At 68.3% G+C, this 24,407-nt stretch carries 20 protein-coding genes, 2 tRNA genes and 1 other RNA gene; 8 read left to right on the top strand and 15 right to left on the bottom strand.

Annotated elements, in window-relative coordinates; translation table 11 throughout:
- Positions 1–39: 39 nt before the first annotated feature.
- Positions 40–2,373, top strand: coding sequence for a transglycosylase domain-containing protein (locus EAS64_RS39320; RefSeq protein ID WP_145861705.1), 2,334 nt, complete (start codon positions 40–42; stop codon positions 2,371–2,373).
- 129 nt (positions 2,374–2,502) lie between these two features.
- On the opposite strand, the gene EAS64_RS39315 is transcribed toward EAS64_RS39320, so the two are convergent.
- Positions 2,503–2,958, bottom strand: a complete 456-nt coding sequence (locus EAS64_RS39315) for a GatB/YqeY domain-containing protein (protein WP_145861702.1) — start codon at positions 2,956–2,958, stop codon at positions 2,503–2,505.
- 106 nt (positions 2,959–3,064) lie between these two features.
- Between EAS64_RS39315 and EAS64_RS39310 the strand changes: the two genes are divergently transcribed.
- The 3 genes from EAS64_RS39310 (at position 3,065) to EAS64_RS39300 (ending at position 5,259) form a co-directional block, all read left to right on the top strand.
- Positions 3,065–3,982, top strand: coding sequence for a metallophosphoesterase (locus EAS64_RS39310; protein WP_246116088.1), 918 nt, complete (start codon positions 3,065–3,067; stop codon positions 3,980–3,982).
- A gap of 93 nt (positions 3,983–4,075) precedes the next feature.
- Positions 4,076–4,149, top strand: a tRNA-Pro gene (locus EAS64_RS39305).
- A gap of 843 nt (positions 4,150–4,992) precedes the next feature.
- Positions 4,993–5,259 (top strand): hypothetical protein, encoded by a 267-nt coding sequence (locus EAS64_RS39300; RefSeq protein ID WP_145861698.1) that lies wholly within the window; start codon positions 4,993–4,995, stop codon positions 5,257–5,259.
- Here EAS64_RS39300 and EAS64_RS39295 read toward each other — a convergent pair.
- The 8 genes from EAS64_RS39295 to ffs form a co-directional block, all read right to left on the bottom strand.
- Complete coding sequence (locus EAS64_RS39295; RefSeq protein WP_145861696.1) at positions 5,256–6,857, bottom strand: NADH-quinone oxidoreductase subunit NuoF family protein; 1,602 nt, start codon at positions 6,855–6,857, stop codon at positions 5,256–5,258. The two genes, EAS64_RS39300 and EAS64_RS39295, sit on opposite strands and share 4 nt — an antisense overlap.
- Entirely contained in the window at positions 6,857–8,899 is a 2,043-nt protein-coding gene (locus tag EAS64_RS39290) for a ferric reductase-like transmembrane domain-containing protein (protein WP_145861694.1), read from the bottom strand. Before EAS64_RS39290 ends, EAS64_RS39295 begins: the two co-directional genes overlap by 1 nt.
- Before the next feature lie 246 nt (positions 8,900–9,145).
- Positions 9,146–10,216, bottom strand: a complete 1,071-nt coding sequence (locus EAS64_RS39285; protein ID WP_145861692.1) for an aspartate-semialdehyde dehydrogenase — start codon at positions 10,214–10,216, stop codon at positions 9,146–9,148.
- A complete protein-coding gene (locus EAS64_RS39280; protein ID WP_145861690.1) occupies positions 10,213–11,493 on the bottom strand; it encodes an aspartate kinase in 1,281 nt (426 codons plus the stop codon). The genes EAS64_RS39285 and EAS64_RS39280 overlap by 4 nt, the downstream gene beginning before the upstream one ends.
- A gap of 143 nt (positions 11,494–11,636) precedes the next feature.
- Positions 11,637–12,236: a recombination mediator RecR gene (gene recR / locus EAS64_RS39275; protein ID WP_145861688.1), complete on the bottom strand. Its 600-nt coding sequence runs from the start codon at positions 12,234–12,236 to the stop codon at positions 11,637–11,639.
- A 9-nt stretch (positions 12,237–12,245) separates the two neighbouring features.
- Positions 12,246–12,767 carry a YbaB/EbfC family nucleoid-associated protein gene (locus EAS64_RS47245; protein WP_145861687.1) on the bottom strand — a complete coding sequence of 174 codons (522 nt, stop codon included), beginning with the start codon at positions 12,765–12,767 and terminating at the stop codon, positions 12,246–12,248.
- A gap of 39 nt (positions 12,768–12,806) precedes the next feature.
- Positions 12,807–15,134: a DNA polymerase III subunit gamma and tau gene (locus EAS64_RS39265; protein WP_145861685.1), complete on the bottom strand. Its 2,328-nt coding sequence runs from the start codon at positions 15,132–15,134 to the stop codon at positions 12,807–12,809.
- A gap of 147 nt (positions 15,135–15,281) precedes the next feature.
- An RNA gene (gene ffs / locus EAS64_RS39260) (signal recognition particle sRNA small type) lies at positions 15,282–15,378 on the bottom strand.
- Between the two features lie 108 nt (positions 15,379–15,486).
- Here ffs and EAS64_RS39255 point away from each other — a divergent pair.
- Positions 15,487–15,574: transfer RNA gene (locus tag EAS64_RS39255), tRNA-Ser, on the top strand.
- A 176-nt stretch (positions 15,575–15,750) separates the two neighbouring features.
- Here the strand turns inward: EAS64_RS39255 and EAS64_RS39250 are convergent.
- From EAS64_RS39250 to EAS64_RS39240, 3 genes are all read right to left on the bottom strand, one after another.
- Complete coding sequence (locus EAS64_RS39250; protein ID WP_145861853.1) at positions 15,751–16,140, bottom strand: DUF6114 domain-containing protein; 390 nt, start codon at positions 16,138–16,140, stop codon at positions 15,751–15,753.
- Between the two features lie 71 nt (positions 16,141–16,211).
- Positions 16,212–16,823, bottom strand: coding sequence for a DUF6230 family protein (locus EAS64_RS39245; protein WP_145861682.1), 612 nt, complete (start codon positions 16,821–16,823; stop codon positions 16,212–16,214).
- Positions 16,824–16,933: 110 nt separating this feature from the next.
- A complete protein-coding gene (locus EAS64_RS39240; RefSeq protein ID WP_145861681.1) occupies positions 16,934–17,845 on the bottom strand; it encodes an alpha/beta fold hydrolase in 912 nt (303 codons plus the stop codon).
- A 259-nt stretch (positions 17,846–18,104) separates the two neighbouring features.
- Here EAS64_RS39240 and EAS64_RS39235 point away from each other — a divergent pair, with 259 nt between their 5' ends.
- From EAS64_RS39235 to EAS64_RS39225, 3 genes are all read left to right on the top strand, one after another.
- The gene (locus EAS64_RS39235) at positions 18,105–18,719 is read left to right on the top strand and encodes a DUF6230 family protein (RefSeq protein ID WP_145861679.1); all 615 of its coding nucleotides are present in this window, start codon (positions 18,105–18,107) and stop codon (positions 18,717–18,719) included.
- Positions 18,713–19,585 (top strand): DUF6114 domain-containing protein, encoded by an 873-nt coding sequence (locus EAS64_RS47765; RefSeq protein WP_369333575.1) that lies wholly within the window; start codon positions 18,713–18,715, stop codon positions 19,583–19,585. Before EAS64_RS39235 ends, EAS64_RS47765 begins: the two co-directional genes overlap by 7 nt.
- Before the next feature lie 215 nt (positions 19,586–19,800).
- A complete protein-coding gene (locus EAS64_RS39225; protein WP_222849941.1) occupies positions 19,801–22,257 on the top strand; it encodes an amino acid permease in 2,457 nt (818 codons plus the stop codon).
- Positions 22,258–22,273: 16 nt separating this feature from the next.
- Here EAS64_RS39225 and EAS64_RS39220 read toward each other — a convergent pair whose 3' ends face one another.
- The 3 genes from EAS64_RS39220 to EAS64_RS39210 form a co-directional block, all read right to left on the bottom strand.
- Entirely contained in the window at positions 22,274–23,083 is an 810-nt protein-coding gene (locus EAS64_RS39220; protein WP_145861675.1) for an SAM-dependent methyltransferase, read from the bottom strand.
- A gap of 1 nt (position 23,084) precedes the next feature.
- Positions 23,085–23,915: a Sco1979 family transcriptional regulator gene (locus tag EAS64_RS39215; RefSeq protein ID WP_500691527.1), complete on the bottom strand. Its 831-nt coding sequence runs from the start codon at positions 23,913–23,915 to the stop codon at positions 23,085–23,087.
- 169 nt (positions 23,916–24,084) lie between these two features.
- The gene (locus tag EAS64_RS39210) at positions 24,085–24,321 is read right to left on the bottom strand and encodes a DUF397 domain-containing protein (protein WP_145861673.1); all 237 of its coding nucleotides are present in this window, start codon (positions 24,319–24,321) and stop codon (positions 24,085–24,087) included.
- Between the last annotated feature and the right edge of the window lie 86 nt (positions 24,322–24,407).

Genomic DNA, 24,407 nt, shown 5'->3' with positions numbered 1-24,407 from the left:
ATGCGGTAGTACCGAGCTCACCCGCGTACGCTATGACGCGTGCAGCTCTTGGACTGGATAGCCAGAAAGACAAGTTCTGTCGGACGCCTTATCTTGCTGTCGGCGCTCGGCGGCGTGCTGGCGGCAGCATTGGTGCTGCCCGTTGTTGCAGCCACTGGCATCGTGGTCAGGAACACCGCGGACAAGTTCACCACGCTGTCGATCAACGCCTCAAGCCTCCCCGAGCGGTCTGCCATCTACGACCGCGACGGACACCTCATCACCTACGTGTACGGCGTCGACCAGGGCCGGGGGATGACCTACAGCGGCATCAACCGGCAGTCCGTGGCCTATGACCAGATCAACAATACGATGCTCGTCTCGATCGTCGCGATCGAGGACGACCGGTTCTGGCAGCACGGCGCACTCGACATCAAGGGCACTTTCCGTGCGCTGGTGAACGACCTGGAGCACAAGCCGATCCAGGGCGGTTCCACCCTCGAGCAGCAGTACGTGAAGAACGTGCTCATCCTCCAGTCGCTCGACAACCCGGCGGCGCAGCTGGCGGCCTCGGCGGACAACCTGTCCCGCAAGCTTGACCAGCTGCGGATGGCGGTCACCATCGCGCACACCATGACCAAGCCGGAGATCCTCGCCGGGTACCTCAACGACTCGTACTACGGCAGCGGCGCGTGGGGCATCGAGGCGGCGGCCGAGACCTACTTCGGCACGACGGCGGCCAAGCTCACGCTTGTCCAGGCCGCCACGCTCGCGGGCATCGTGGAGAACCCGTCACGGTACGACCCGCTGGTCAACCCGGATCTGGCGCTCCAGCGGCGCAACACCGTGCTCGCCCGGCTCTCGCAGACCAACCCGCAGGCGCTGAAGCCCGCCGACGCCAAGGTCCTCGAGGCGGAGAAGCTCGTGCTGCACCCGGGCCAGATGCAAAGCGGCTGCTCCGCGCCCACGGTCGGCAAGGGCAACGGCTTCTTCTGCGACTACGTGATGCACACCCTGCTGCTCGACTCGCAGCTCGGGTCCACGAGCGAGGGGCGGGCCAAGCTGCTCGCCACCGGCGGCCTCAAGATCTACACGACGCTCAGCCCTCAGGACCAGTCCGCGGCGACCAAGGCAGTCAACTGGGTGCTGCCCGCGCAGTCCAAGACCTATAACCCGTCGCACAACGCCGCGACCGAGGTGCTGATCCAGCCGGGCACCGGCAAGGTGCTCGCGATCGCCGAGGACCGGCCCTACGGCACCGGCCCTGGGCAGACCGAGGTCGACTACGCGGTCAACACCCAGTACGGCGGCGGCGCCGGCGTGCAGACCGGTTCATCCTCCAAGCTGTTCACCCTCGTGACCGCGCTTGAGCAGGGCATAAATTTCGGCTTCCAGCTCACGGTGCCAGGCGTCGACACGGTCGGCACCTACTACAACTGCGCGGGTCAGCCCGTGGGCACCATCCCCGGCTCGTCCCAGCCCGGCTTCTTCAACGTGGCCAACTCCGAGGGAGCCGGCACCACCACCGACTCCCTGTACACCGGCACCACCGACTCGATCAACGTCTTCTTCGCCCACCTGGAGCAGAAGGTCGGGCTCTGCAACACGGTGAAGACCGCAGTGGCCATGGGCGTCACCCATGTCGACGGCAAGTCGCTGCTCAAGCCAGGCGGCGGCCAGGAGGCGGCCGATGACGCGCCCGCCTTCACCCTCGGCGTGATCAACGTCTCGCCGATGTCCATGGCCGCCGCGTACGCGGTCCCGGCCTCTGGCGGCATCTACTGCACGCCGATCGTCCTCACCAAGATCGTCGACGACGACGGCAAGTCGCTGCCTGTCCCGTCGGCCGCCTGCCACCGGGCCATCCCGGTCCGGGTGGCCCAGGCGGTGAACTACATCCTGCAGGGCGTGCTCACCTTCCCCGGTGCCACCGGGGCAGGCCTCTCCCTGGCCAACTACCAGGCGGCAGGCAAGACCGGCACCTCGAACGTGGCGAGCGGCAATGGAACGCCGTTCGCGGCGTTCGCCGGCTACACCACCGCGCTCGCCGGCTACGTCTCGGTGTTCAACCCGGTCTCGCCGACGAAGTACACGATGACCGGCATCAGCGCGTCCTACCGCGACGAGTACGGCAACCTGAACCAGCCCGGCGAGATGTTCGGCGCGATGGCGCCAGGGCAGACATGGCACATGACCTTCGACCACGCCAACCTGTCCGGTTCCGTGGACTTCCCGCCTGTCCCGCCGACCAGCGCCCTGTGGAACGCGGGCAACGGCCAGGTGGTCAAGATGCCGAAGAAGCCCAAGAAGCACGGCAACGGCAACGGGAACGGGAACGGCACGGGGACCGGCAACGGCCCGGGTACCGGGGGGCCGCCGACCAGGAAGCCCTGAGCTGGGTCACAGCACGCGTTAGCGACCGCCGTCCGGGAAACCACCCGGACGGCGGCCGCTGCCGTCTCTGGCCCTCTCCTGCCGTCTGCCGGGGCGTTCTACAGGCCGAGCGTCACTGGCCGCATGTCGTCACGCGCCAAGCTGGCGGCGGACCTCCGCGGCGACGCGCCCGCCCTCGGCGCGACCCGCCACCTGGGGCGTTACGGCCTTCATTACCTTCCCCATGCCAGCCATGCCCGCAGCACCGGTCTCGGCGATGGCCGCCTGGACGAGGCCGGCCAGCTCGTCGTCGGAGAGCTGGGCAGGCAGGTACCCGGCGAGCACGTCGCCCTCGGCACGCTCCGCCTCGGCCTGGTCGGCTCGGCCCGCGGCCTCGAACGCCTCTGCGGCCTCCCGGCGCTTCTTTGCCTCGCGGGTCAGCACCTTGAGCACTTCCTCATCGGAAAGCTCGTGCACTGAATTGCCCGACACCTCCTCGTTGGTGATGGAGGTGAGCGCCATCCGCAGGGTGCGCAGCCGCACCTGGTCCCTGGATCTCATCGCGTCGGTCAGGTCGGCGCGTAGCCGTTCCTTGAGTTCGTTCACGCATCTATCGTGCCCGACCCGCGGGCAAGCGCTCGCACTAACCTCCACGGCGGGCATGCGCCCGGATACGGACCGCGCACCCTGGGCAGCGTGGCACCATGGAGTGGTGCGTGTACGAACCATCACCTCCATCGCGGCAGTCACAGGCGTAGCCGCCATCGGCTATGCCTCGGTCATCGAGCGCAACTGGTTCGCCCTGCGCGAGCAGGAGGTCCCCGTGCTGCCGCCGGGCGCAAGCCCGCTCCGGGTGCTGCACATATCCGACACGCACCTGACCCCGGGCAGGCACCGGCTGATGGCGTTCATCAGGTCGCTGGCCTCGCTCGCGCCCGACCTGGTGGTGAACACCGGAGACTCCATCGCGTCGCCCGAGGCGCTCAGCCCGCTGCTCGACTCGCTTGGCCCGCTCCTCGACGTGCCCGGCGTGTTCGTTTACGGCTCCAACGACCTGTTCTCGCCCAAGCCGAGGAACCCCGCGAGGTACCTGTGGCGGACCAGCGCGGGCGAGCACGAGAAGTACGAGCCTGACCTGCCGTGGGAGAAGCTCGGCGAAGAGCTCACCGCGGCCGGCTGGCTCGACCTCAACAACCGGCGCGGCGAACTGACTGTCAACGGCCTGAACATCGCCCTCGCGGGCGTGCACGACCCGCACGCGGACAGGGACCGCTACGACCTGGTGGCTGGCCAGGCTAACGCCACCGCCGACCTGCGGCTCGGCGTGATGCACTCGCCTGAGCCGCCGGTGCTCGACCAGTTCACCGCCGACGGCTACGAACTGCTGCTCGCGGGGCACACCCACGGCGGCCAGCTGCGCGTACCGGGCTTCGGTGCGCTCGTCACCAACTGCGGCATCGATCGCGGCAGGGTGAGCGGCCTATCGCTGCACCCGCAGGTATCGCCGACGGACGGCAAGAGCTCCTGGCTGCACGTTTCCGCCGGTCTCGGCACGTCCCCGTGGGCGCCGGTCAGGTTCGCCTGCCGCCCGGAGGCGACCCTGCTCACGCTGACTCCGCGGGCCGCCTGACCCGTTTCGCCGCCGCCGCGTTGCGACAGCGTGCGCGAGATGGTCAAGTTATCCGCTAAACTAGCGGAGGTCCGCTGGAGCGGACCCGTCAAGCGGGGTGTGGCGCAGCTTGGTAGCGCGCTTCGTTCGGGACGAAGAGGTCGCAGGTTCAAATCCTGTCACCCCGACGCTGAAACCGCGGGCCACCGGATATCCGGTGGCCCGCGGTTTGCGTTTCACCGCTTTTGGGTGTCCGATCTGGAGAGCCGGCTTTGCTCCCGGCGACTCGCTCAGGCGGCAAGGACATCTCATGACAGCCGGACCCGTGGATGAACCTACGGCCGCGATCGAGTACGAGATAACGGACGCCTTCTGCGGCTCGTGCGGACACTCCAGGTCTGTCCTCGCATCCGGCACCCAGACTGAGCACTCCGCCCCGTTCACAGCGGTGCGGATCGTCAAGATCGCACAGGTCGAGGCGGGCTGGCTTGCCCGGGGCACGATCCCGGAAGCTTATTACGGTGCCGCTGGGCGGGTGCGGCCGCGGAACCGGGCTGCGGGCCGGTGGGCATCGGCCGTCTCATCCCCTGGGCGTTGCCATCACGCTGCGAGATGTGGGCCAGAGCCCGGAACTTCTCCCCGGATTGGGGAGTTTGTTGCCGTCAGGATAAGAGTTCCGTGATCAAGGCTGGCGCGGCGGGCGAGCGGGGCCGATGAGGTCGATGATGTGGAAGATGTCCAGCAGCGCATTCTAGCCCGTCACACCTAGTCAGTGACTGACTACAATACGCATTGGCCGTTTGTGTGCGGTTCAGGGTTTAGCGGGGTGCGATTAAGGTACAATTAGTAGTGGAGCGGATACGTTGAGTTCAAAACTCTAACAGAGTAGTTAACGCCGTAACCCAAATGAGCCGATCACGCGTCCCTCTCGTAGGGGAAAAGAAAGCACCCGGCGGGCCTGCATGCGGGTTTACCCGATCTCTAGTGCCGCCGTTGCCCCGTCAGTCGGCCTTAGAGAGGAGGGCCCAGTCATGTCGCAGCATTCTGCACTCAGCGCCTCCTCCTTGGACGGGCTGGCGATGCTCGGGATCGCGGCGGTGTCTTTCTGGCTGCCGCTGACCAGGGTCAGCGTGCGGGATCTCGGCGCGCGCGCCGCGCTAACGGTGAGCGGTTATCTCCGGCCGCGGCCCGATCCGGCAACCGAGCAGGCGCTGCGCGCCGCGTTCGCCGAACTCGACGGGGATCTTGCCGAGATACTCGGCGACCGGAGAGTGCACGGGCGCGCGGACCGCTGCTAGCCGGCGGTAATCGACCTGCGCGGCGGCCCGCCGATCAGGCCGGAACGCACGGTTGGCGCCGCCACCGGGATGGGCGGGGGCTTTTGGGCGCCCACGCGCTTCTTCGGATCGGTGTCGAGCCGCAGGGCAAGTGCCGGGCACATCTGCACCGCCTGCTGCGCGTCCTTCTCCAGCCATGGCGGCACCGGAATGGGCAGGATGACAGGGAAGCCCGTCCCGTCGAGGTGCACCAGTTCCGGCAGCAGGTGGGCGCAGAGCCCGTGACCCTCGCAGCGCACCCAGTCCACCATCAACTGCTTGGCGTCGGCCGTCTCCGGCCCCTCGGGCAGCGGCAGCACGCCGCGGACCGGCCTGCCGCACGTGGAGTGGAATACGTGTGCCGCCAGGTCCTCCGTGAAGACCTCGAGCGCGGAGAGCACGAACCGCGTGGTGCCGTCGGGGTGCGAGCAGGCGCCGCGGCCGTTCACGGCGGCGGCGGCGCGGCGCGCGACGTCCAGGGCCTCGATGCCGCCCGAGCCGTCGACGATCGACGCGAGCGCCCGCGCGATCGTCGGCAGGCCCAGTTTGCACGGCCCGCACTGCCCGGCCGACTCGCCGGCCAAGTAGCTGGCGATCCTGGACACCTCGCCGAGGGGGCAGGTGCCGTCGCCGAGCGGCAACACGATCCCGGAGCCGAACGTGCCGCCAGCGGAGGCTAGACCCTCCCTGCCCACGGGTACCTGGTAGGCGGTCTCGCCGTCCAGCCACATTCCGTGGTACCCGCCGACAAGGACCCCATCGCCCGCAGGCGCCTGGCATATGTCGAGCACCGCGCCGAGCGGAATGCCCGTCGGGCACTCCACCACCGCGGGGCGCTTGGCGGAACCGCTCACGCTGAGCAGCACGGTGCCCGGCTCCTCCGGCACCCCGACCGAGGCGAACCGCTCGGGGCCGAGCAGCGCGAGTACGGCGAGCTGCGCGTAGGTCGACGCGTTGGAGAGCAGCGTCGGCAGGTCGTCGACGCCCTTGTCCGACGCTAGAGTCTTGCGGCCAGGCGGTACCGGCTTCTTGCCGTTGATGCCGCGGACGAGCGCGCCGGACTCACCGGAAATGAACCGCTCGGGCTGCTGGACCACGCGGACCATGCCACGCAGACCAGGTTCGGCCGCGATCGCGGCCTCGACCGACCGGTTGGCGAGCTCGTTGCTCGTCACGCCGATGATGATCTCTTCGGCCTCGAGTGCCTCCGCGACGAGCGCGGCGCCGCTGATGATCAGGTACGGCGACCTGATCATCAGCATCTTGTCCTTGAACGAGCCGGGCTCGCCCTCCGTGGCGTTGACCACCACGACGATCGGCTGGCCGGTCTGCTTCGCGGTGTCGACGACCGCCTTGAGCTTGCGCGCGAAAGGGAAGGCGGCGCCGCCCTGACCGCGCAGGTCGACCTCGGAGGCGATGTCGATCAGCTGCTGCACGGACAGCCTGGGCAGCGGGCCGAAGATCTCCGTGTGAGCGGCAAGATCGAGGCGTCCCATCCGGTCAAGGCCGGCCGTCATCCTGGCCGCGCCGATCCGCATGATGGTCGGGACGTCGAGCTCTTCAGCGTTGCTCGGGTTCATCAGTACTGGTCACCGCCGTACCGGTGGTCGCGAGAACCCCGGTAGCCGGGCATGCCCGGGCCGGGCTCACGGTACTTGAGGCTGGGGTCAGGCTCCGGCAGCCCGCCTTCCCATGACGGCTCGGCCGGCCGCCAGCCCTCGTTCCACTGCGGACTCGGCGCACTGCCGGGGCCCGGCTGGCCGCCAAAGGCGCCCGGCCGCGCCCATGGCGGCATCGAGTCGGCGGCCTGGAACCTCGGGCCTGTCGCCTGGTAAGGGTTCCTCGGCTCGGCCGGGTACTCGTCCCAGCCCTGCGGGTCCCAGCCCGCCGGGCCCAAGCTCTGCGAACGCACGTCAGGCAATGTCCAGTTCCCGAAGTCTGAGGCCCGCGGATCGACCGCGGGCGCCTGCGGCAGCGGACCAGTCTCCCGACGTGGCCAGGGACCCGTCGCAGGTCCGACTCGCGGCCCGCCGGCATCGCCGGGGAACGGCCCGCTTGGCGCGCTCGGGAACGGCCCCGTCGCCCCCCGCGGCAGCGGTCCAGTCGCCGCGCGGGGCAGCGGGCCCGTCGGCGGCCGCGGAATGGGGCCGGTGGCTGCGCGCGGCGCGGGGCCTGTGCGGGAACGTGGCATCGGCCCGGTCGGCGTGCGCGGAACAGGGCCGGCCGGAATGCGGGGGATCGGTCCCGTCGGCGTGCGCGGGATGGGGCCGGTCTCCGGACGCGAGACGGGACCCGTCCCCGCGCGCGGCATCGGGCCGGTATCGCTCATCGACATCGGCCCGGTCGCGGCGCGCGGCATCGGCCCGCTTGTCGCTCTGGGCAGCGGACCAGACCCGGCACGGCGCATCGGCCCGGTTCCCGCCCGCGGAAACGGATCGGTTCCCGCCTGGGGAAGCGGACCTGTTCCCGCCCTGGGCATGGGCCCGGTCGCCGCCCGCGGCTGCGGACCCGTTCCCGCCCTGGGGATGGGACCGGTGCCTGCCCGGGGCATCGGGCCAGTTCCTGCCCGGGGCATCGGACCCGTTCCCGCCCGGGGGATGGGGCCCGTCCCGGCCCTGGGCATCGGGCCGCTATCGGCGGCCCGTGGCGCGCCCAGGTAGCGGGGAGGCCCCTCGTAGCCAGGCTCGTAGAAGGGCTGTCCCTGGTCCACGGCCGGGCCAGCGGGCAGCGCGGTCAGTACGGGCGCGCTCAGCGGAGCGGACATCACGGGCTGGCCCCCGGTGGCCGACCGGAGGGCAGCGAAGCCGGACCCGCCGCCGAAGCCGGACCCGCCGCGCGAGATACCGAGCTGAGCGAACATGGCGGCGGCCCGGAACGGCGCGGACGCCGAGCTCGCGGCCATGTCGACCGGCGGAGCGCTCAGGTTCTCCTTCGGCCGCAGCGAGTTGCTCAGCAGCCGCACCGCGAGGCCGAGCAGCACGAAGGCCACCAGGAACCCGTAGCTCCAGTCCACGTACGGCTTGCCGGGGCGGCCGCCGAGCAGGCCGTGCCAGACACCGAAAACAAAGGCCGCGTAGGACGTGTAATGAATTGCCCGCCAGCGCCAGGCTTTTCCGTTCGCGTTGAACCGGCCGCGCATAATGCCCGTTATAACGAGCAAGATGATCAGATCCGAGGCGATCGTCCCGAGACCGATGTAGAAGGTGCGGAATGGTGACAGGAACGGAACCACCGCGTCAAGCACGTGTGCGCGCTGCGCGAGGATCTCGGTGATGATGTGGATGATCAGGAAGGTCACGGCGCCGAAGGACGCCGCCCGGTGAGCCGACTGTATGAACACCCGGTGCCCGGGGTTCAGGAACATCCGGTCCGTCGCCACCAGGCCGAGGCCGACGGACGCGCACAAGCCGATCAGCGCGAATACACCAGCGTAGAACAGCATGAAGTGCTGCGTTGCCGCGTCGATGACGTGGCCGACGCTGGTCAGGGCGAGGAACGCGACGATGACGACGATGCTGATGGTGGCGACCGAGTAGATCTTGGTCGCGTGCTCAGCGCTCGTCCCGCCGGTGGAAGGTCGAGCTTGCTCACGGCCGCGGGGACGGCTGCGAGTCGTTGCCACGAAGTACCTCCAGGCTATCGATGAACGGTGCGCGCACCGCGTCACTCCACCGCGCGCCGCCCACCGCGCTGGAATGTGTCACTTGGCTGCATGAGCGTATCAGCGTCTATAACTGTTATGACACGAAACGTTATAGATCCTCATTACGGACTAGTTGCCTTGCGCGGAACCGGACTTCTCGCATGAAGAAGGTATGGAACGCCGGCTCAGCGCCAGCGTTCCATGCCTTTGCGTAATGGCTTGTGACTAGTCCGAGAACTCCGCCGCGAGGAGCTCGGCGATCTGCGCCGTGTTGAGCGCGGCGCCCTTCCTCAGGTTGTCACCGCAGACGAAGAACTCGACGCCGTTGGGGTCGTCGAGCGACTCCCTGACCCGGCCCACCCAGGTCGGGTCGGTGCCCACCACGTCGGCAGGCGTCGGGTACTCGCCGTGCTCCGGGTCGTCGCTGAGCACGACGCCGGGAGCGTTGCGCAGCGTCTCCCACGCCGCGTCCCTGCCGACCGGCCGGGAGAACCTGGCGTGCACCGCCACCGAATGCGTGGTCACCACGGGAACCCGGACGCAGGTCGCGTTGACCCGGAGACCGGGCAGGCCGAGGATCTTCCGCGACTCGTTGCGGATCTTCAGCTCCTCAGAGGACCAGCCGGCGTCCTTCAGCGACCCGGCCCACGGCACCACGTTGAGCGCGAGGGGCGCGGGGAACGGCCCGAAGTCACCGACTGCGCCGCGCACGTCGCCCGCCCGCTGCCCGAGCGTGCGGGTGCCGCCCACCTTCTCGAGCTGGCCGTACAGGGTGTCGATACCCGCCTGCCCGGCGCCGGAGGCCGCCTGGTAGGAGGCGACGACCAGTTCCTCAAGTCCGAACGAACGGTGCAGCGCGCCGATCGCCACGATCAGCGAGAGCGTGGTGCAGTTCGGGTTGGCGATGACGCCCTTGGGCCGGCGCCGCGCGTCGTCCGGGTTGACCTCGGGGACCACGAGCGGTACCTCGGGGTCCATGCGGAAGGCGCCCGAGTTGTCCACGCACACCGCGCCGCGCGCCGCGGCGACCGGGACCCAGGCCGCCGACACCTCGTCTGGCACGTCGAACATGGCCACGTCCACGCCGTCGAACGCCTCTTCAGACAGCGCGATGACCTCGACCTGCTCACCACGGACGGTGAGCCGCCGCCCGGCGGAGCGCGGCGAGGCGATCAGCCGGATCTCCCCCCACACGTCCTCGCGGGTGGACAGCAGGTCGAGCATCACGGTGCCGACCGCGCCGGTCGCGCCGACGACGGCCAGAGTGGGCCTGCGCCCAGCGTTAGCGGCGCTCATCGCCCGGTACCTCCGTACACGACAGCCTCAACCTCATCGGCATCGAGCCCGAAGGCCCGGTGCGTCGCGTTCACCGCGACGTCGACATCGCCCTGGCTGACCACCACGGAGATCCTGATCTCGGAGGTGGTGATCATCTGGATGTTCACGCCGGCCTCGGCGAGTGACGCGAAGAACTTCGCGCTCACGCCTGGGTGCGAGCGCATGCCCGCGCCGATCAGCGAGACCTTGCCGATGCGGTCGTCGTAGAGCAGGTCCTGGAAGCCGATCTTGTCCTGGGCCGCACGCAGCGTCTCGAGCGTCTTCTGCCCCTCCGCGCCGGGCAGGGTAAACGAGATGTCGGTGCGGCCGGTCGCGATCGCCGACACGTTCTGCACGATCATGTCGATGTTCACGCCGGCCTCGGCGACGATGCCGAAGATGCTGGCGGCGGCGCCAACCTTGTCGGGCACGCCCACCACGGTGATCTTGCCCTCGCTCCGGTCGTGTGCAACCCCGGAAATGATGGCCTGCTCCATCCCGGCCTCCTCTGACTCATCGCCAGCGTGACCGCTGACCCAGGTACCAATCTTGTCGCTGAATGAAGAACGCACGTGGATGGGCAGGTTGTACCGGCGCGCGTACTCCACGCAGCGCGGTATCAGGACCTTCGCGCCGCACGCGGCCATCTCCAGCATTTCCTCGTAGGTGATCCGCGGAATCCGGCGGGCGCTCGGCACCAGCCTCGGGTCCTCGGTGAACACCCCGTCCACATCGGTGTAGATCTCGCAGACGTCCGCGTTCAGCGCGGCCGCGAGGGCGACCGCCGTGGTGTCGGAGCCGCCGCGGCCGAGCGTGGTGATGTCCTTGGTGTTCTGCGACACACCCTGGAACCCGGCCACGATCGGGATCGCGCCCTCCGCGAGCGCGGATGAGATCCGGCCGGGCGTGACGTCGATGATCCGGGCCGTACCGTGCACGTCATCGGTGATGACGCCGGCCTGTGAGCCGGTGAAGGAGCGGGCCTCCATCCCCAGGGTGGCGATCGCCATGGCGAGCAGCGCCATCGAGATGCGCTCGCCGGAGGTCAGCAGCATGTCAAGCTCGCGCCCTGGCGGCGCCGGTGTTACCTGATTCGCGAGGTCGAGCAACTCGTCCGTCGTGTCGCCCATAGCGGACACGACCACCACGACCTGGTTCCCCGCGGCTTTCGTGGCGACGATGCGCTTAGCTACGCGCTTGATACCCTCCGCGTCGGCTACCGAGGAACCACCGTATTTTTGCACGACAAGGGCCATGAGGCGCGCCGCTCCTCCCAGGATCTAATAGCGGACCGCCGTCGAGTTTAGCCGGGCGTTCGCACCTGTCCCAATCGGGTTTATGTCGACTTCCCGGCACCCTATCTTCCGGCGGACAGGCCTGCTACCAGGAAAATCTCGCGCTACACGTCGAGCAGGCGGCGCCCCTCGAAGGCACGGCCAAGCGTCACCTCGTCCGCGTACTCCAGGTCGCCGCCTACCGGCAGGCCGCTGGCCGGCCGGGTCACCCTGATGCCCATCGGCTTGACCAGCCGCGCCAGGTAGGTCGCGGTCGCCTCGCCCTCCAGGTTCGGGTCGGTCGCCAGGATCAGCTCGGTGACCGTGCCGTCGGCCAGCCTGGTCATCAGCTCCCTGATCCGCAGGTCGTCGGGGCCGATCCCGTCGATCGGGCTGATCGCGCCGCCGAGCACGTGGTACCGGCCGCGGAACTCGCGGATCTTCTCTACCGCGGCGACGTCCTTCGGCTCCTCGACGACGCAGATCACCGCCGGGTCCCGCCTGGTGTCCAGGCAGATCCGGCACTCCTCGGCCTCGGCGACGTTCCCGCAGTTCTTGCAGAACCGCACGCGCTCGGTCATCTCGATGAGCGCCGCGGCCAGCCGCCTGACGTCCTCGGGGTCGGCGGCAAGCAGGTGGAACGCGATCCGCTGCGCGCCCTTGGGCCCGACGCCAGGCAGCCTGCCTAGCTCGTCGATGAGATGCTGGATGACGCCTTCGTACATCGGGGGTTGCTAGTCCTTGTGCTCTTCTGGGAACGCGCGGGGGTCGTCGTGCGGGGCACCGGCGGGCCGGTCCTCGTAGATGAGGTCGTCGTCGTCCTCGTCGTCGAAGTCCTCGTCGTCGTCGTCCTCGTCGTCATCATCATCATCAGTGCCGCCGTGGGCGAGCTCCCCGCCGAAGCCGGGCAGGCCGAGGCTGGACAGGTCAAATCCGGCCGGCGCACCGCCGAAACCACCGCCGCCGAGCGCGCCGAGCTGGCGCTGCTGCAGGTCGACGGCCGCGTCCCAGGCGTCGCGCACCGCGGCTAGCACGAGGTCGGCGATGGTCGACGCGGACTCCGCCGGGTCCGCCGGGTCGATCGCGCCCGGGTCGATGGTGAGGTCGAGCAGCTGGCCAACCCCGCTGACCACGGCGCGGACGGCGCCGCCGCCCGCCGTCCCGATCACCTCGGTGTTCGCGAGTTCCTGCTGCGCGCTAAGCGCCTGCTGCGCGGCAGCGAAAATCTGCTGCATGTCAAAGCCGCCAGGTCCCATACGCGAAGCCTACTTCGGACCGCCGACGCTTTAGCCGTTCTAGTCCTCGTACTCGGCGATGATCTCCGCGCCGAGCTCCCGTTGCACGAGGGCCATGCCGGTGAGGTCGTTCACCGTGGTCGAGGAGGAGTAGTCGTCATCGTCGGGATCGAAGTCCTCGTCATCCGGTGCCGGAGGCGGCGGCAGCGGCGGCAGGTCGCCCGCCCCGCCGTTAACCGAGCCACCGAACGGGTTCGTGGCTCCGCCGCCACCGTTCACCGCCAGGCCCGCGTGCGTCCCGGCCATGGGGGCGGCGCCATCCGCGCCCGGCGCTCGGCCGCCAGGGGATGGCACGGCCAGGCGTGCCGCCGGGTCCTCCGGCGGTGCGGCGGCCGGCGGCTGGCCCGGTCCCGGCTGGTCCGGTCCCGGCTGGCCCGGCGACTGCTGGCCCCACGGCGCCTGCCCGAGGCCGGGCTGGCGCCCGCCGGGGGCAGTCCCTGACGGCGCGGCGGGCCCCGGTCCCGGCCCGCGGCCCTCGGGCGGGGTGTCACCGCCCGAGGTGGCGCGTACCACCACGTTGATGCCGAACATCGCGGTCAGCGCCTGCTTCAGCAGGTCCTCGTACTTGCTGCCCTGGAAGCCCTTCACGTCGCCCTGGCGCGGGAAGCGGAGGGTGAGCACCCCCTCATCGAACGAGGCCACGCTCGCGTTGCCGATGACGATGGCGGCGACCCGGCCCTTGGCCTTGATCGCCTCGACCACGCTCGGCCAGGCCTGCCTGAGCGCCTCGACGGTCACGCCGCCGCCGCGCGGCGCCCCCGGCGCACCGCCGACCGGGGCTCCGGGTGCGCCAGGCGCGTGCGTGAACGGGGCCGCAGGTGACGGTGCGGCCGGTGCCGCAGGCGGAACGGGTGCCTGCCGCTGCGCGGGCTCGGCGGCAGGCCGCGGCACGGGCTCGGCGTCAGGTGGCGGGGAGGGCGCCTGCCGCTGCGCGGGCTCCGCGTCGGACCGCGAGGCGGGCCCGGCGGCAGGCCGCGGGCCCGGCTGCTGCGACTCCGGCTGTCCAGCCGGCCGGCTTTCCTGGTGACTGGCCGGGGGCGGAGCCACGGAGGGCGCCGCGCCGCCCTCGGAAGACGCGGCGGGCTGTGGTGTAGGCCGAACCCGTTCCGGATTGGACTCAGTGGTGCCCGCGACGGCCCGCACCGGCGCGCCCGACTCGAGCCGTTCGATCCGCGCGAGCAGGGAGCGGTCGTCGGCGGTGGCGGCGGGCAGCAGCACCTGCGCGCACATCAGCTCCAACAGCAGCCGCGGCGAGGTGGCGCCGCGCATCTGGTCGAGGCCGGTGGCAACGATGTCGGCGGCGCGGGTGAGCGAGGCGAGGCCATAATGCTGGGCCTGGCCCTTGAGCGCGTCGGCGCGGTCCGGCGGCACGTCGAGCAGCCCGCTGCTTATCGCGTCCGGCACCGAGGCGAGCACGATCAGGTCGCGGAACCGGTCGAGCATGTCGGTGGCGAACCGGCGCGGCTCGTGACCGCCCTCGATGACCCGGTTCACGGCGCGGAAAACCGCGGCACCGTCCGCCACGGCGAACGCCTCGACCATCTCGTCGAGCAGGCTGGCGTCGGTGTAGCCGAGCAGGGAGACCGCGCGGTCGTACCTGATGCCGTCGGAGTCGGAGCCGGCCAGCAGCTGGTCGAGTATGGACAGGGTGTCCCTGGCGGAGCCGCCGCCTGCCCGCACCACCAGCGGGAGCACGGCCGGGTCGAACGGCACGAGCTCGGAGTTGAGGATCTCCTCCGCGAGGTCGCGCATCACCGAGGGCGCCATCAGCCGGAACGGGTAGTGGTGCGTCCGCGACCTGATCGTCGGGATGACCTTCTCCGGCTCGGTCGTCGCGAAGATGAACTTCAGGTGCGGCGGCGGCTCCTCGACGAGCTTGAGCAGAGCGTTGAAGCCCTGCTGCGTCACCATGTGCGCCTCGTCGATGATGTAGATCTTGAATCGCCCCGCGACCGGGGCGTAAAAGGCACGCTCACGCAGGTCGCGCGCGTCGTCGACGCCGCCGTGGCTCGCCGCGTCGATCTCGATCACGTCGATGCTGCCCGGGCCGGACGGCGCCAGCGCGACGCACGAGTCGCACACGCCGCACGGGTCGGGGGTTGGTCCGTTGACGCAGTTCAGCGACCTGGCCAGGATGCGCGCGCTGGACGTCTTACCGCAGCCGCGCGGGCCGCTGAACAGGTACGCGTGGTTGATCCGGCCGCTGCGCAGTGCCTGGCGGAGCGGTTCCGTGACGTGCTCCTGGCCGCGGACTTCCGCGAAGGTGGCGGGACGGTACTTGCGGTACAGGGCGAGGGATTGCCTGGGGGTCTCGGAGTCTTCCGCCATGACCTCATCCTCGCAGACCAAGCCGCCATACACCGGCCCGTCACGGCCGTAGGCCGCACGGGGGGTTCCGGGGGGTCGTCCTCCCGGGAGATATCCGACGCGAGCTATGGGAAGGTGGCCCAAGGCCACCGAACATGCCAAGCCTCGGGGAGGGACCCCCCGCGCACCCGTCAGAGCTCGCGTACCCTTGCTGCCTTCCGGCCCTGGGGGGGTTGGCGAGGTAAACGCCGCACGGGGGGTCGGGTTGCAAGTCTAGTCACCCCTGGCAGCGCTTGGGCCAACTACCCCATCTCGAGCGGCCTCAGTTCAGCGGCGGCCCTACCGACTCCCCGGATCCGGTAAGCTTCTCGACGGAGGATTCGCCTAGTGGCCGAGGGCGCACGCTTGGAAAGCGTGTAAGTGGCAACGCTTCGAGGGTTCAAATCCCTCATCCTCCGCCAGCCTCACCAGCGCAAACCCGCGAGCAAGGCTTCTCATGAAGTCGGCTCGCGGGTTTCGTCGTCTCAGTCCTCGACGACTTCGGCATGCGCGAGCTCATCGCACCCCAGGCCGACGACCTCTACGAGCTTCAACCGGCGGCTCGCCGAGCATCAGATCCAGACCCTCTGGCGGCTCCTTACCCTCGCCCCCCGCCGGGACGCGTTCCGGTTCTGCGGTCACCGCCGCTGACCCAGGCGAAGGCAAGCGAGCCGCCGATCAGGCCGAGCAGCATCCCTGCGAAGAAACCGCCGAGGTTGGACGTGATCCACGAGCCCAGAGCCAGCAGTATTGCAAGAACCGAGTAGAACGTTCGCAGAGGCAGATGAAACCACAACAGCAGCCCGCAGATTAGCAGCAGCAACGGGACAACGTAACTGGCGAACCCGTGGAGCCCGATGTGAATAACGAGGGGGAGCGAGGCCAGCTCGGACAACAGTATCTCTCCGCCGCCGAGCACAACGAACAACCCGCCCCAGAACGGCCTGGCTCGCCGCCACGCTCTCCAGTTAGGCAATGCCCGCCTCACCGCCGGGGCGGCTGTCGCGGCGAGCTCTCCGTCTGGCCCGGTGTCGGCGTCTTTACCGTATGCGGCCACGGCTAACAAGCACCGCCGAAGTGGAGCCTGAACCCCGGCAGCGTGAACGAGCCGGCCGTGGTGGCGTACGCGTGCTGGCGCAAGTTCTCGATTTCGACCGTTGCGGCTTGCAGGGCATATCCACCCGGTTGTCCGGTAACTCCGGGGACTTGGTTGAGTGTGCTCGGATCCCGCCCGATATTGATCTGGGTAAACGAGGCTTCTCCAGAAAACTGGTCGGCATCCACCACCAGGTTCGAGGCAGTCACTGGCGTACCGCCAGTGCCGGCCGTTATGACCATCGAGAGCCCGCCGACCGTCACGCTCAGGCATAGATGGCTGATGGTGGCGGACCGGATCGCGTTGGCGGTCAGGATTACCTGATTGGTATTTCCCGGCAGATTATTCAGGACCGACGTATCGACGGTTCCGAATTGTTCAAACCCGTGACCGTCGAGATGGCTGGCCGTGACCACGAACGGCGTGCCCGAGATGTTGAACGAGACGGCCAGCACACTCCGGGCGGTCAGCAGCACAAGCACGGCGGCCGCCAGGATCGCGGGCACGAAGGCGGCAGCGAACCTGCGCCAGCGAACGCGCCCTTCTTGGGGGCCCGTCTCCATGGACGAGGCCATGCTACTTCCTCCAATCGCGGGATCTGCGGCCGACGCAACGGGGTTCGCATCCGTAGCGGATGTTACACCGTGCAAGGTCATTCGCACGGGCAGTGATGGAACGTGGCGAGTTATCGCCCGAAATAATCCAGTGGCGTTCCCGTGCCGCGAGGCCTAACAGGTGGGCGGGCGCCCCAGCGGGGCAGGGCGGTTCTGACTCCAACTGGTAAGCCGTCGCCCAGGTGGCCCACCAGCCCGGACTCCGCCCGGCTGCCACGTAGCAGGATGTCGGCCACCAGGTGTGGGTCGTCGGTCATCGGCACGTGCCCGCAGCCCGGCAGTAGGGCCAGTCGAGCGGCCGGCAGCCGTTCCTTTGCCACCAGCGCCTGGCGCGGCGACAGCAGGCGGTCTCTGGTCCCCCAGGCAATGGTCACAGGAACGTTTGCCGGAATGAAGTCAGTAAATGGAGTTGCTGCCGACAGGATGCTATCTGCCGCCTTTCTGGCTGCCAGGAAAGCTGCCATGTCTCCCGCTGCTTGCACTGGACTTACCCGAGATGGCCTGCTCACGATGACTGCGTAAATGAGCGCCCTGCCAGCCGTCTTCCTGGACAACGCCGGGCCGAGCGGCCGGCCCACCCGGCCGAGTATGTGCATGGTCCGCAAGGCCGCCCGTGCGTACGAGAACTGGCGGGATGTCCGCCAGAACCCGGCCGGCGAGAACGCGGTCACGCTGGCCGCACGGCCGCTGGCGGCCGCTTCGAGGGCCAGCCAGCCGCCCAACGAGTTCCCGGCCAGGTGCGGATAGTCCAGGCCAAGCTCGTCGAGCAGGTCGAGCAGGTCGCCGATGAGCGCCTGGCGCACCGAGCGCCCGGTGGTGTCCAGGGGCGGAGACTCGCCATGACTGGGCAGGTCAACCAGTATCAGGTCTCGCTGCGGTGCAAGTCGGCTGACAACCGCGTACCACGCCTGCCGTCGGTGGCCGAGGCCGTGCAAGAGGACCAGCGGTGGCCCAGTCCCAACTCGCTCATAGACCAACCCCACAAGACTTGTTGTTCCCCGCCAGTAGCCCTTCGCAACTCCAGCATCCGCGTCGGAGGGCACTCGTGCGTGGTACAGGAGTTTCAACTCAAACGTAAGTGGGACACGCTGCGCTTAGCCTTGAGTTCAGGGGCAGCTGCGGCTAGCGTGCGGTCGAGGTTGCACGCTGTATCGGCGAACCGACGGTGTGTAGCGTCCGGGCTCGTCAACAACGAGGGCTCACCCCCCGCGCGGGTGCCCTTCCCGCAGACTGGAGGCAAACGTGACGTTTGTCGAAAAGATGTCGCTCCCTGAGCTCGGACGAGTGCGGTGGAGACGCTTCGCGATCATCCTGGTACCCGCCACCGCCTTGATGGTCATGCTATTGGTACTTACCGCGCAGTCGGTGCTGGCGGTGTCGATCAGCATCTCCGGCAGGCCTATTAACGTCACTGCCAAGCAATTGCAGGGACAGGGTTTCGAACTGTTTGGCGTGGTGCAGCACTCAGCTACCAATGACTTGCCCGGCCACAGCAACCAAATAGTCCTTGCTGCCACCGCTTTGCGGTCTGCCAGGATAAGTGACCTTTGCCAGAGCGTGGACATCCTCGGCGTGCCCATGATCATTACAGCGGGCAATGGCAGCACCCCCGTTGTCGCGACCAACCTGGTCGTGGACGCAGACCACTTCTCCGGGAATGCGTCCTTCAAGCACCTGACCTTGGGTCGGGACGCCAGCACACTCAATATGGTGCCGGGCGTGCAGGGCCCGGCAGGTGGTTTCTCCATGAAAGCCACGCAGGTGACCATAAGCGATCTGGTCCAGCACGCCTACGCCGTTACCGCGAGCTCCTTTACGCTCCCAGGATTCCAGCTGCGGTTTGGCGGCGGATGTTAGCAATGATCCCAGTGCCCGGCTCTGGCAGCGGCCGATCTAAACAGAGGCCGACTCGGTCGCCGGGCGAATCACTCATGATGGCACGGCATTTGTTCTGGATCTGGCGGAGAAGCCGTCCGTTCTGGGGCGGGCTTCTCGTTATGATCGGCGCAAGCGAGATGCTACTGTCCGAGCAAGATTTGATTTCGGCTGTCCCTCACATCGGGATCCAGGGTCTGGCCGGCTACCTGATTCCGGCACACCTGCTTCTCATGGGAGTGCTGCTGTGGCTCAATCCCATCGACCGGATTATCTATTCGCTCATTGCGATCTTTCTGGCCCTATGGTCATGGACCACTTCCAATCTCGGTGGTTTCTTCGTCGGCATGCTGCTCGGTATGGTAGGCGGCGCGCTGGCGTTCGCGTGGACGACGGATGCCAAGCATGGGTCTCCTGGTAGGCGGGTCCGCGGTAAGCAGCGGATCCTGTCGTCCTCCGACGTACGGATAGTCCGAGTCGCGGTTCCCGTCGTCCGTGTTGACGACGATGTATCCCGCGGTCTTCAGCTGGGCGCCGGCGGTAACGACCGCGTTGTCAGGGTTCACCGGCTCCAGCAGCTCTTTCACCTGAGTGGTCTCGGTGGTGTCGTCCGGAATGCGGTGATTGGTGCCAGTCGCCTTCTCCTCGTGCGGCGTCGCCGTGAGCAGCTTGACCTGGCCGTCGGCGACATCGTCGCCGACTTCGCGGGAGTTCTGTGTCCCGGCCAGTACCCACGCGACAGCGACCGCGAGCACGAAGACAAGCAGGAAGCGGCGCCCGCGCCGCTTCCGCGGGTCCGGGAACCGGGCCAGTACCAGTCACGTGCCGAGCCACCTCACGTTCCATAGGTAAGTCTCAGCTGTGACGGCCAGCCTCACCCGAGGCTGGCCGTTTTTCGTTCTGGCCTGCCCGTCCCCGTCCGAAGACGCAAGACATCGTTTGTCATCACCGGGACATCTGTGGATGAACGTGGCAGCGATGGGGTATCCCGTCACGGGTCGTTCTTCTTACATCGATGAGCATGGTAAGAAGTCACCGGTATGTTTCACGGAGAAAGAGGCAGATGGTGGCTATGCCCAAGGCCGCGGGAGCGCTCGACGGGAGCGGGGGTCAGGGTGGCGGCCAGCTCACTAAGGAGCACGCCCGTCAGCCGGATTCCCTGTGGTACACGGCGAAGACGCACCTGCTTGGTCCGCCGCTCGTTAACGAGCAGCTCGGCGAGCAGCGGCTGTCGAACCCGCTCGGGCTTGGCGTGCTGTCGCCGGACGGCATCTCCTCGTCGGCGTACGGCACCGAGGAAATCCTCATCGCACTGCTGCCGATCGCCGGCCTTGCCGCCTTCACGCTGATCCTCCCGTTGACGCTGGTCATCCTGCTGGTGATGACGCTCGTGGTGCTCTCCTACCGCGAGGTCGTCATGGTCTACATCAGGCCGGGCGGCTCCTACGTCGTGGCGCGGGAGAACTTCGGCCCGCGCATCGCGCAGATCTGCGCGGTGGCGCTGCTGATCGACTACGTGGTCACCGTCGCGGTGCAGATCGCGGCGGGGACCGCCGCCGTGGCGTCCGCGATCCCCGCCATCGGCCCGTACAAGGTGGAGATCTGCGTCGGCGTCGTGCTGCTCATGTGCTACGGCAACCTGCGCGGCATCAAGGAGGCAGGCAAGGCGTTCGCGGTGCCGACCTACCTGTTCTCCGGCGCGGTCATCCTGATGATCGTGGTCGGCCTGATCCGCGAGGTCATAGGGAACCTGCACCCCCTCGACCCGACCACGCTGCACGGCACCTACACGATCGGCCCGGGCACCGAGGGACTCGTTACCGGCGTGATGATCTTCACGCTGCTGCGCGCCTTCGCCAACGGCGGCGCGTCGCTGACCGGCATCGAGGCCGTCAGCGACGCCGTGGGCGCGTTCCGCCCGCCGGAGGGCAGGAACGCCCGCAAGGTACTCGTCGCCGAGGGCATCATCCTCGGCGTGCTCGTGGCGGGCATCGGCTGGCTCGCGCACATCACCCACGCCACCCCGCGAACCGCCGGTTACCCGACACTGCTCGCCCAGGAAGCCCAGATCGTCTTCGGCCCGACGGTCCTCGGTCACACGCTGTTCCTGCTCGTCCAGCTCGCGACCATGCTGATCCTCTACACAGGCGGCAACACGAGCTTCAACGGCTTCCCGTTCCTGACCAGCTACGTGGCGGGCGACTCGTTCCTGCCCCGCTGGCTGCTCAAGCGCGGGCACCGGCTGGTGTTCTCCAACGCGATCATCCTGCTCGCGGTCACCTCGGTCGCGCTGCTCGTCATCAAGGACGCGGACGTCAACAGCCTGGTGCCGCTGTACGCGATCGGCGTGTTCACCGCGTTCACGATGGCCGGCTTCGGCATGGCCAAGTACCATCACACGCGCCGCGAACTGGGCTGGCGGCACAAGTTCTGGATCAACTTCGCGGCGGGCACGCTGTCGGCGATCGTCGTCGCGATCTTCGCGATCGTGAAGTTCACCGAGGGCGCCTGGGTCGTGCTCGTGCTGTTCGCGATCTTCGTTCCCGCCCTGATCAGGCTGAATGCCGAGTACCGGGCAGAGACCGAGGTGCTCGAGACGGTCAGCGGCGAGCAGCCGCCGCCACCACCGCACTACACCCGCCGGGTCGTCTACGTCTTCGTCGACGACTTCGACCTGGCCACGCTCGCCGCGCTCCGCTATGCCAGGTCGCTGCGGCCCACCCAGGTCCGCGCGGTGCACTTCGTGATCGACAGCCTGCGCGCGGAGAAGCTGCGGGAGAAGTGGACAAGGGCGGACAGGGGCGTGGCGCTCGACTTCATCGACTGCCCCGACAGGCGGCTCACCAAGGCCGCCATCGACCTGGCCGAGCGCGAGGTCGCCGACCCGGGCACGCACGTCACGGTGATCCTGCCGCGGCGCAGCTACTCGCCGCTGCTCGGCCGCCTGCTGCATGACCGCACCGGTGACAAGATCGCCGCCGCCGTCAGCCGCATACCGCGGTCGGCCGCCACGATCGTGCCCTACGACGTGCCGGGCCGGGTGGCGGTGCTCCAGGCGCGCCAGGCTGCCGCCAAGGCCGCGGCGGCCGCGGCGAGAGCGGGCAAGCCCGCCGAGCCTGAGGAACTCAGGACGGACAGGGGCGGACGGGAGGGCATGGCGGCGACCGCTCAGGAACTCGCCCGCGAGTCCGACGTCGCCGCGGCGCACAGCCTGCCGAGGAAGCGCGTCGCGCCCACGAAGGGTGTCGTCGCCATCGGCACCGTCTCCGGCGGCAAGGTCACGGTGGAGGGCAAGGTCCGGGTCATGGAGATCCGCCCGGTCGAGCGGAACTCGGTGCTCGCCGTCGAGATCAACGACTCGACGGGCAACCTCACCGCGATGTTCTACGGCCGGTCGCACATCCCGGGCGTGATCTGCGGCGCCCGGCTCAGGCTCACCGGCTCCGCGGGCATCCGCGGCGGCCAGCCCGTGATGATCAATCCCGCCTATGAGCTGCTCACGCCGGGCGAGGACAGCTAGCGCCAGCCGACCGGGATCATGGCTTGCGCGCTACCGCACAGAACTGGTCCACTTCAACCGGCAGCGTGCCGATCTCGCCCAGGTTCGGCCGCCACCTCGTGGTGGACACCAGCCCGGGCTCGAGCATGTCCAGGCCGTCGAAGAAGCCGCCGATCTGTTCGAGGCTGCGCAAGGTTACGCGGGGCCGGCCGAACCGGTTGTACTGCGCGACGGCGTCATCCGACCCCTTGCCGTTAATCACGTTGGTGCTGTGTGAGAGCGCCAGGTAGCTTCCCGGCGGCACTGCCTCCACCAGGCTGTTCACGATCAGCCGGGCCTGGTCGTAGTCCTCGACGTGGTGCATGATGGCGATGAGCGTGATCGCTACCGGCTGGCTCAGGTCCAGGGTGCGACGGGCGGCGTCGACGATCGCGGCGGGGTCGTGCAGGTCGGCGTGGATGTAGTCGGTGGTGCCCCGCGGGTTGCTGTTGAGCAGGGCGCGGGCGTGCGCGAGAACCAGCGGGTCATTGTCGACGTAGACGACCCTTGATTCCGGGGCCGCCGCCTGGGCGGCCTCATGGGTGTTCATGGCGGTCGGCAGGCCCGTCCCGATGTCGAGGAACTGCCGGATCCCCTCCTCGACGGCAAGGTAACGGACCGCGTTCTTCAGGAACTCCCTCGCCGCCCGTGCCAGGAGTACGATGTCGGGGTAGAGCGCCGCGACCCTGTCGCCGGTCTCCTTGTCGACCGGATACCAGTCCTTGCCTCCGAGCCAGTAATTCCACACACGCGCCGAATGCGGTGCCGTGGTGTCTATCGCGGCGGGGGCAGGCGATTTGTAGGTCATTCTAAGTTTCCCTCAGCAGCACCTGCAGCATTTCCCTGCTCTGGTCCGGCTCGGCGGCCTCGACGGCGAGCTGGTCCCAGATGGTGCGGTATCCCAGGACCTGGCGGTCATCGAGGTAGATGGCGGAGTCGAGCTGCTCCAGGAACACCACGTCAGGGACATCCCAGGCGTCAAACCGGAGGATGCTGAACGGGCCGCCCGCCGCGGAGTGCGGGCCGCTGCGGAACGGGACGATCTGCAAGGTGACGTGAGGCAGTTCCGTGACCGCCAGGAGGTGCTCGATCTGGGCGCGCATTTCCGCTTCCCCGTCCGGTGCGCGGCGCAGCGCCGCCTCATCCAGCACCATCCATACCTTTGGGGGCTGCTGGTCGGTGAGCAGCCGCTGGCGCTCCATCCGCACCCTGACTCTCCGGTCGATCTCATCTTCGGGAGCGTGCCGGTTTCCGATACGGATGACGGAGCGAGCGTAGTCCGTGGTCTGCAGGAGCCCGGGGACGAACTGCAACTGATAGCCGCGTATCTCGGCGGCGCCTCTTTCCAGGCCGATGTACCGCTCGAACCAGTCCGGTAGCACGTCGGCGTACTGGTGCCACCATCCCGGGGCTGCGGACTGCAAGGCGAGTTCGACGAGCCTTTCCCGCACGTCCTCATCGGTGACCCCGTAAAACTTCAGCAGGTCGTCCACGTCCCTCTGCTTGACGGCGACGCGGCCGAGTTCCATGCGGCTGATCTTGGAATGGGTCGCCCGGATCTTGAATGCGGCCTGTGCCGTGGAGAGACCGGCGGCCTCACGGTACTGTCGCAAAGAGGCGCCAAGGACCATGCGCAGCACTGTCGGTCCGGTACGCGATACAGAGAACGCCGCTGGCACGCGGGCAGCGGGTGGCGGGGGATAGTCGCCTTCAATCTGCTGCACACCGGAGATCACTGGTGCTCCCTGGTCGGATGGCGGAGTTCCTGCGGACCAGAAAACACTGATTCTAAGTCATACTGCCGGACGTTTAAAGAACCAGATCCTCCAATTCGCCGCCGCGGATCGCGCGGACAAGCGCGGCGACCGCCTCGCGGGGGAAGATGAGCGCGGGGCCGTCCGGGTACCGGGAGTTCCGGACGGCGACCTTCCCGTCGGGCAACCGGGCCATCTCGACGCATTCCCCATTGGGGTTGCTGCGGCCGCTCTTGATCCACGTGGCATCGACGGCCGCGGCTGGCATGTGGCAGGCGTGATCCGATGACATCCTTGATTTCCCTCTTCCGGGTCCAGGTGTCGTGCACGTGCATATGTCGTGTTCCATTAAAACAACGTGCAGATGACTTTGCACGA

This window comes from Trebonia kvetii (assembly GCF_007827045.1).
Classification (GTDB): Bacteria; Actinomycetota; Actinomycetes; order Streptosporangiales; family Streptosporangiaceae; genus Trebonia; species Trebonia kvetii.
This window is presented reverse-complemented; position numbering and strand designations above follow the sequence as displayed.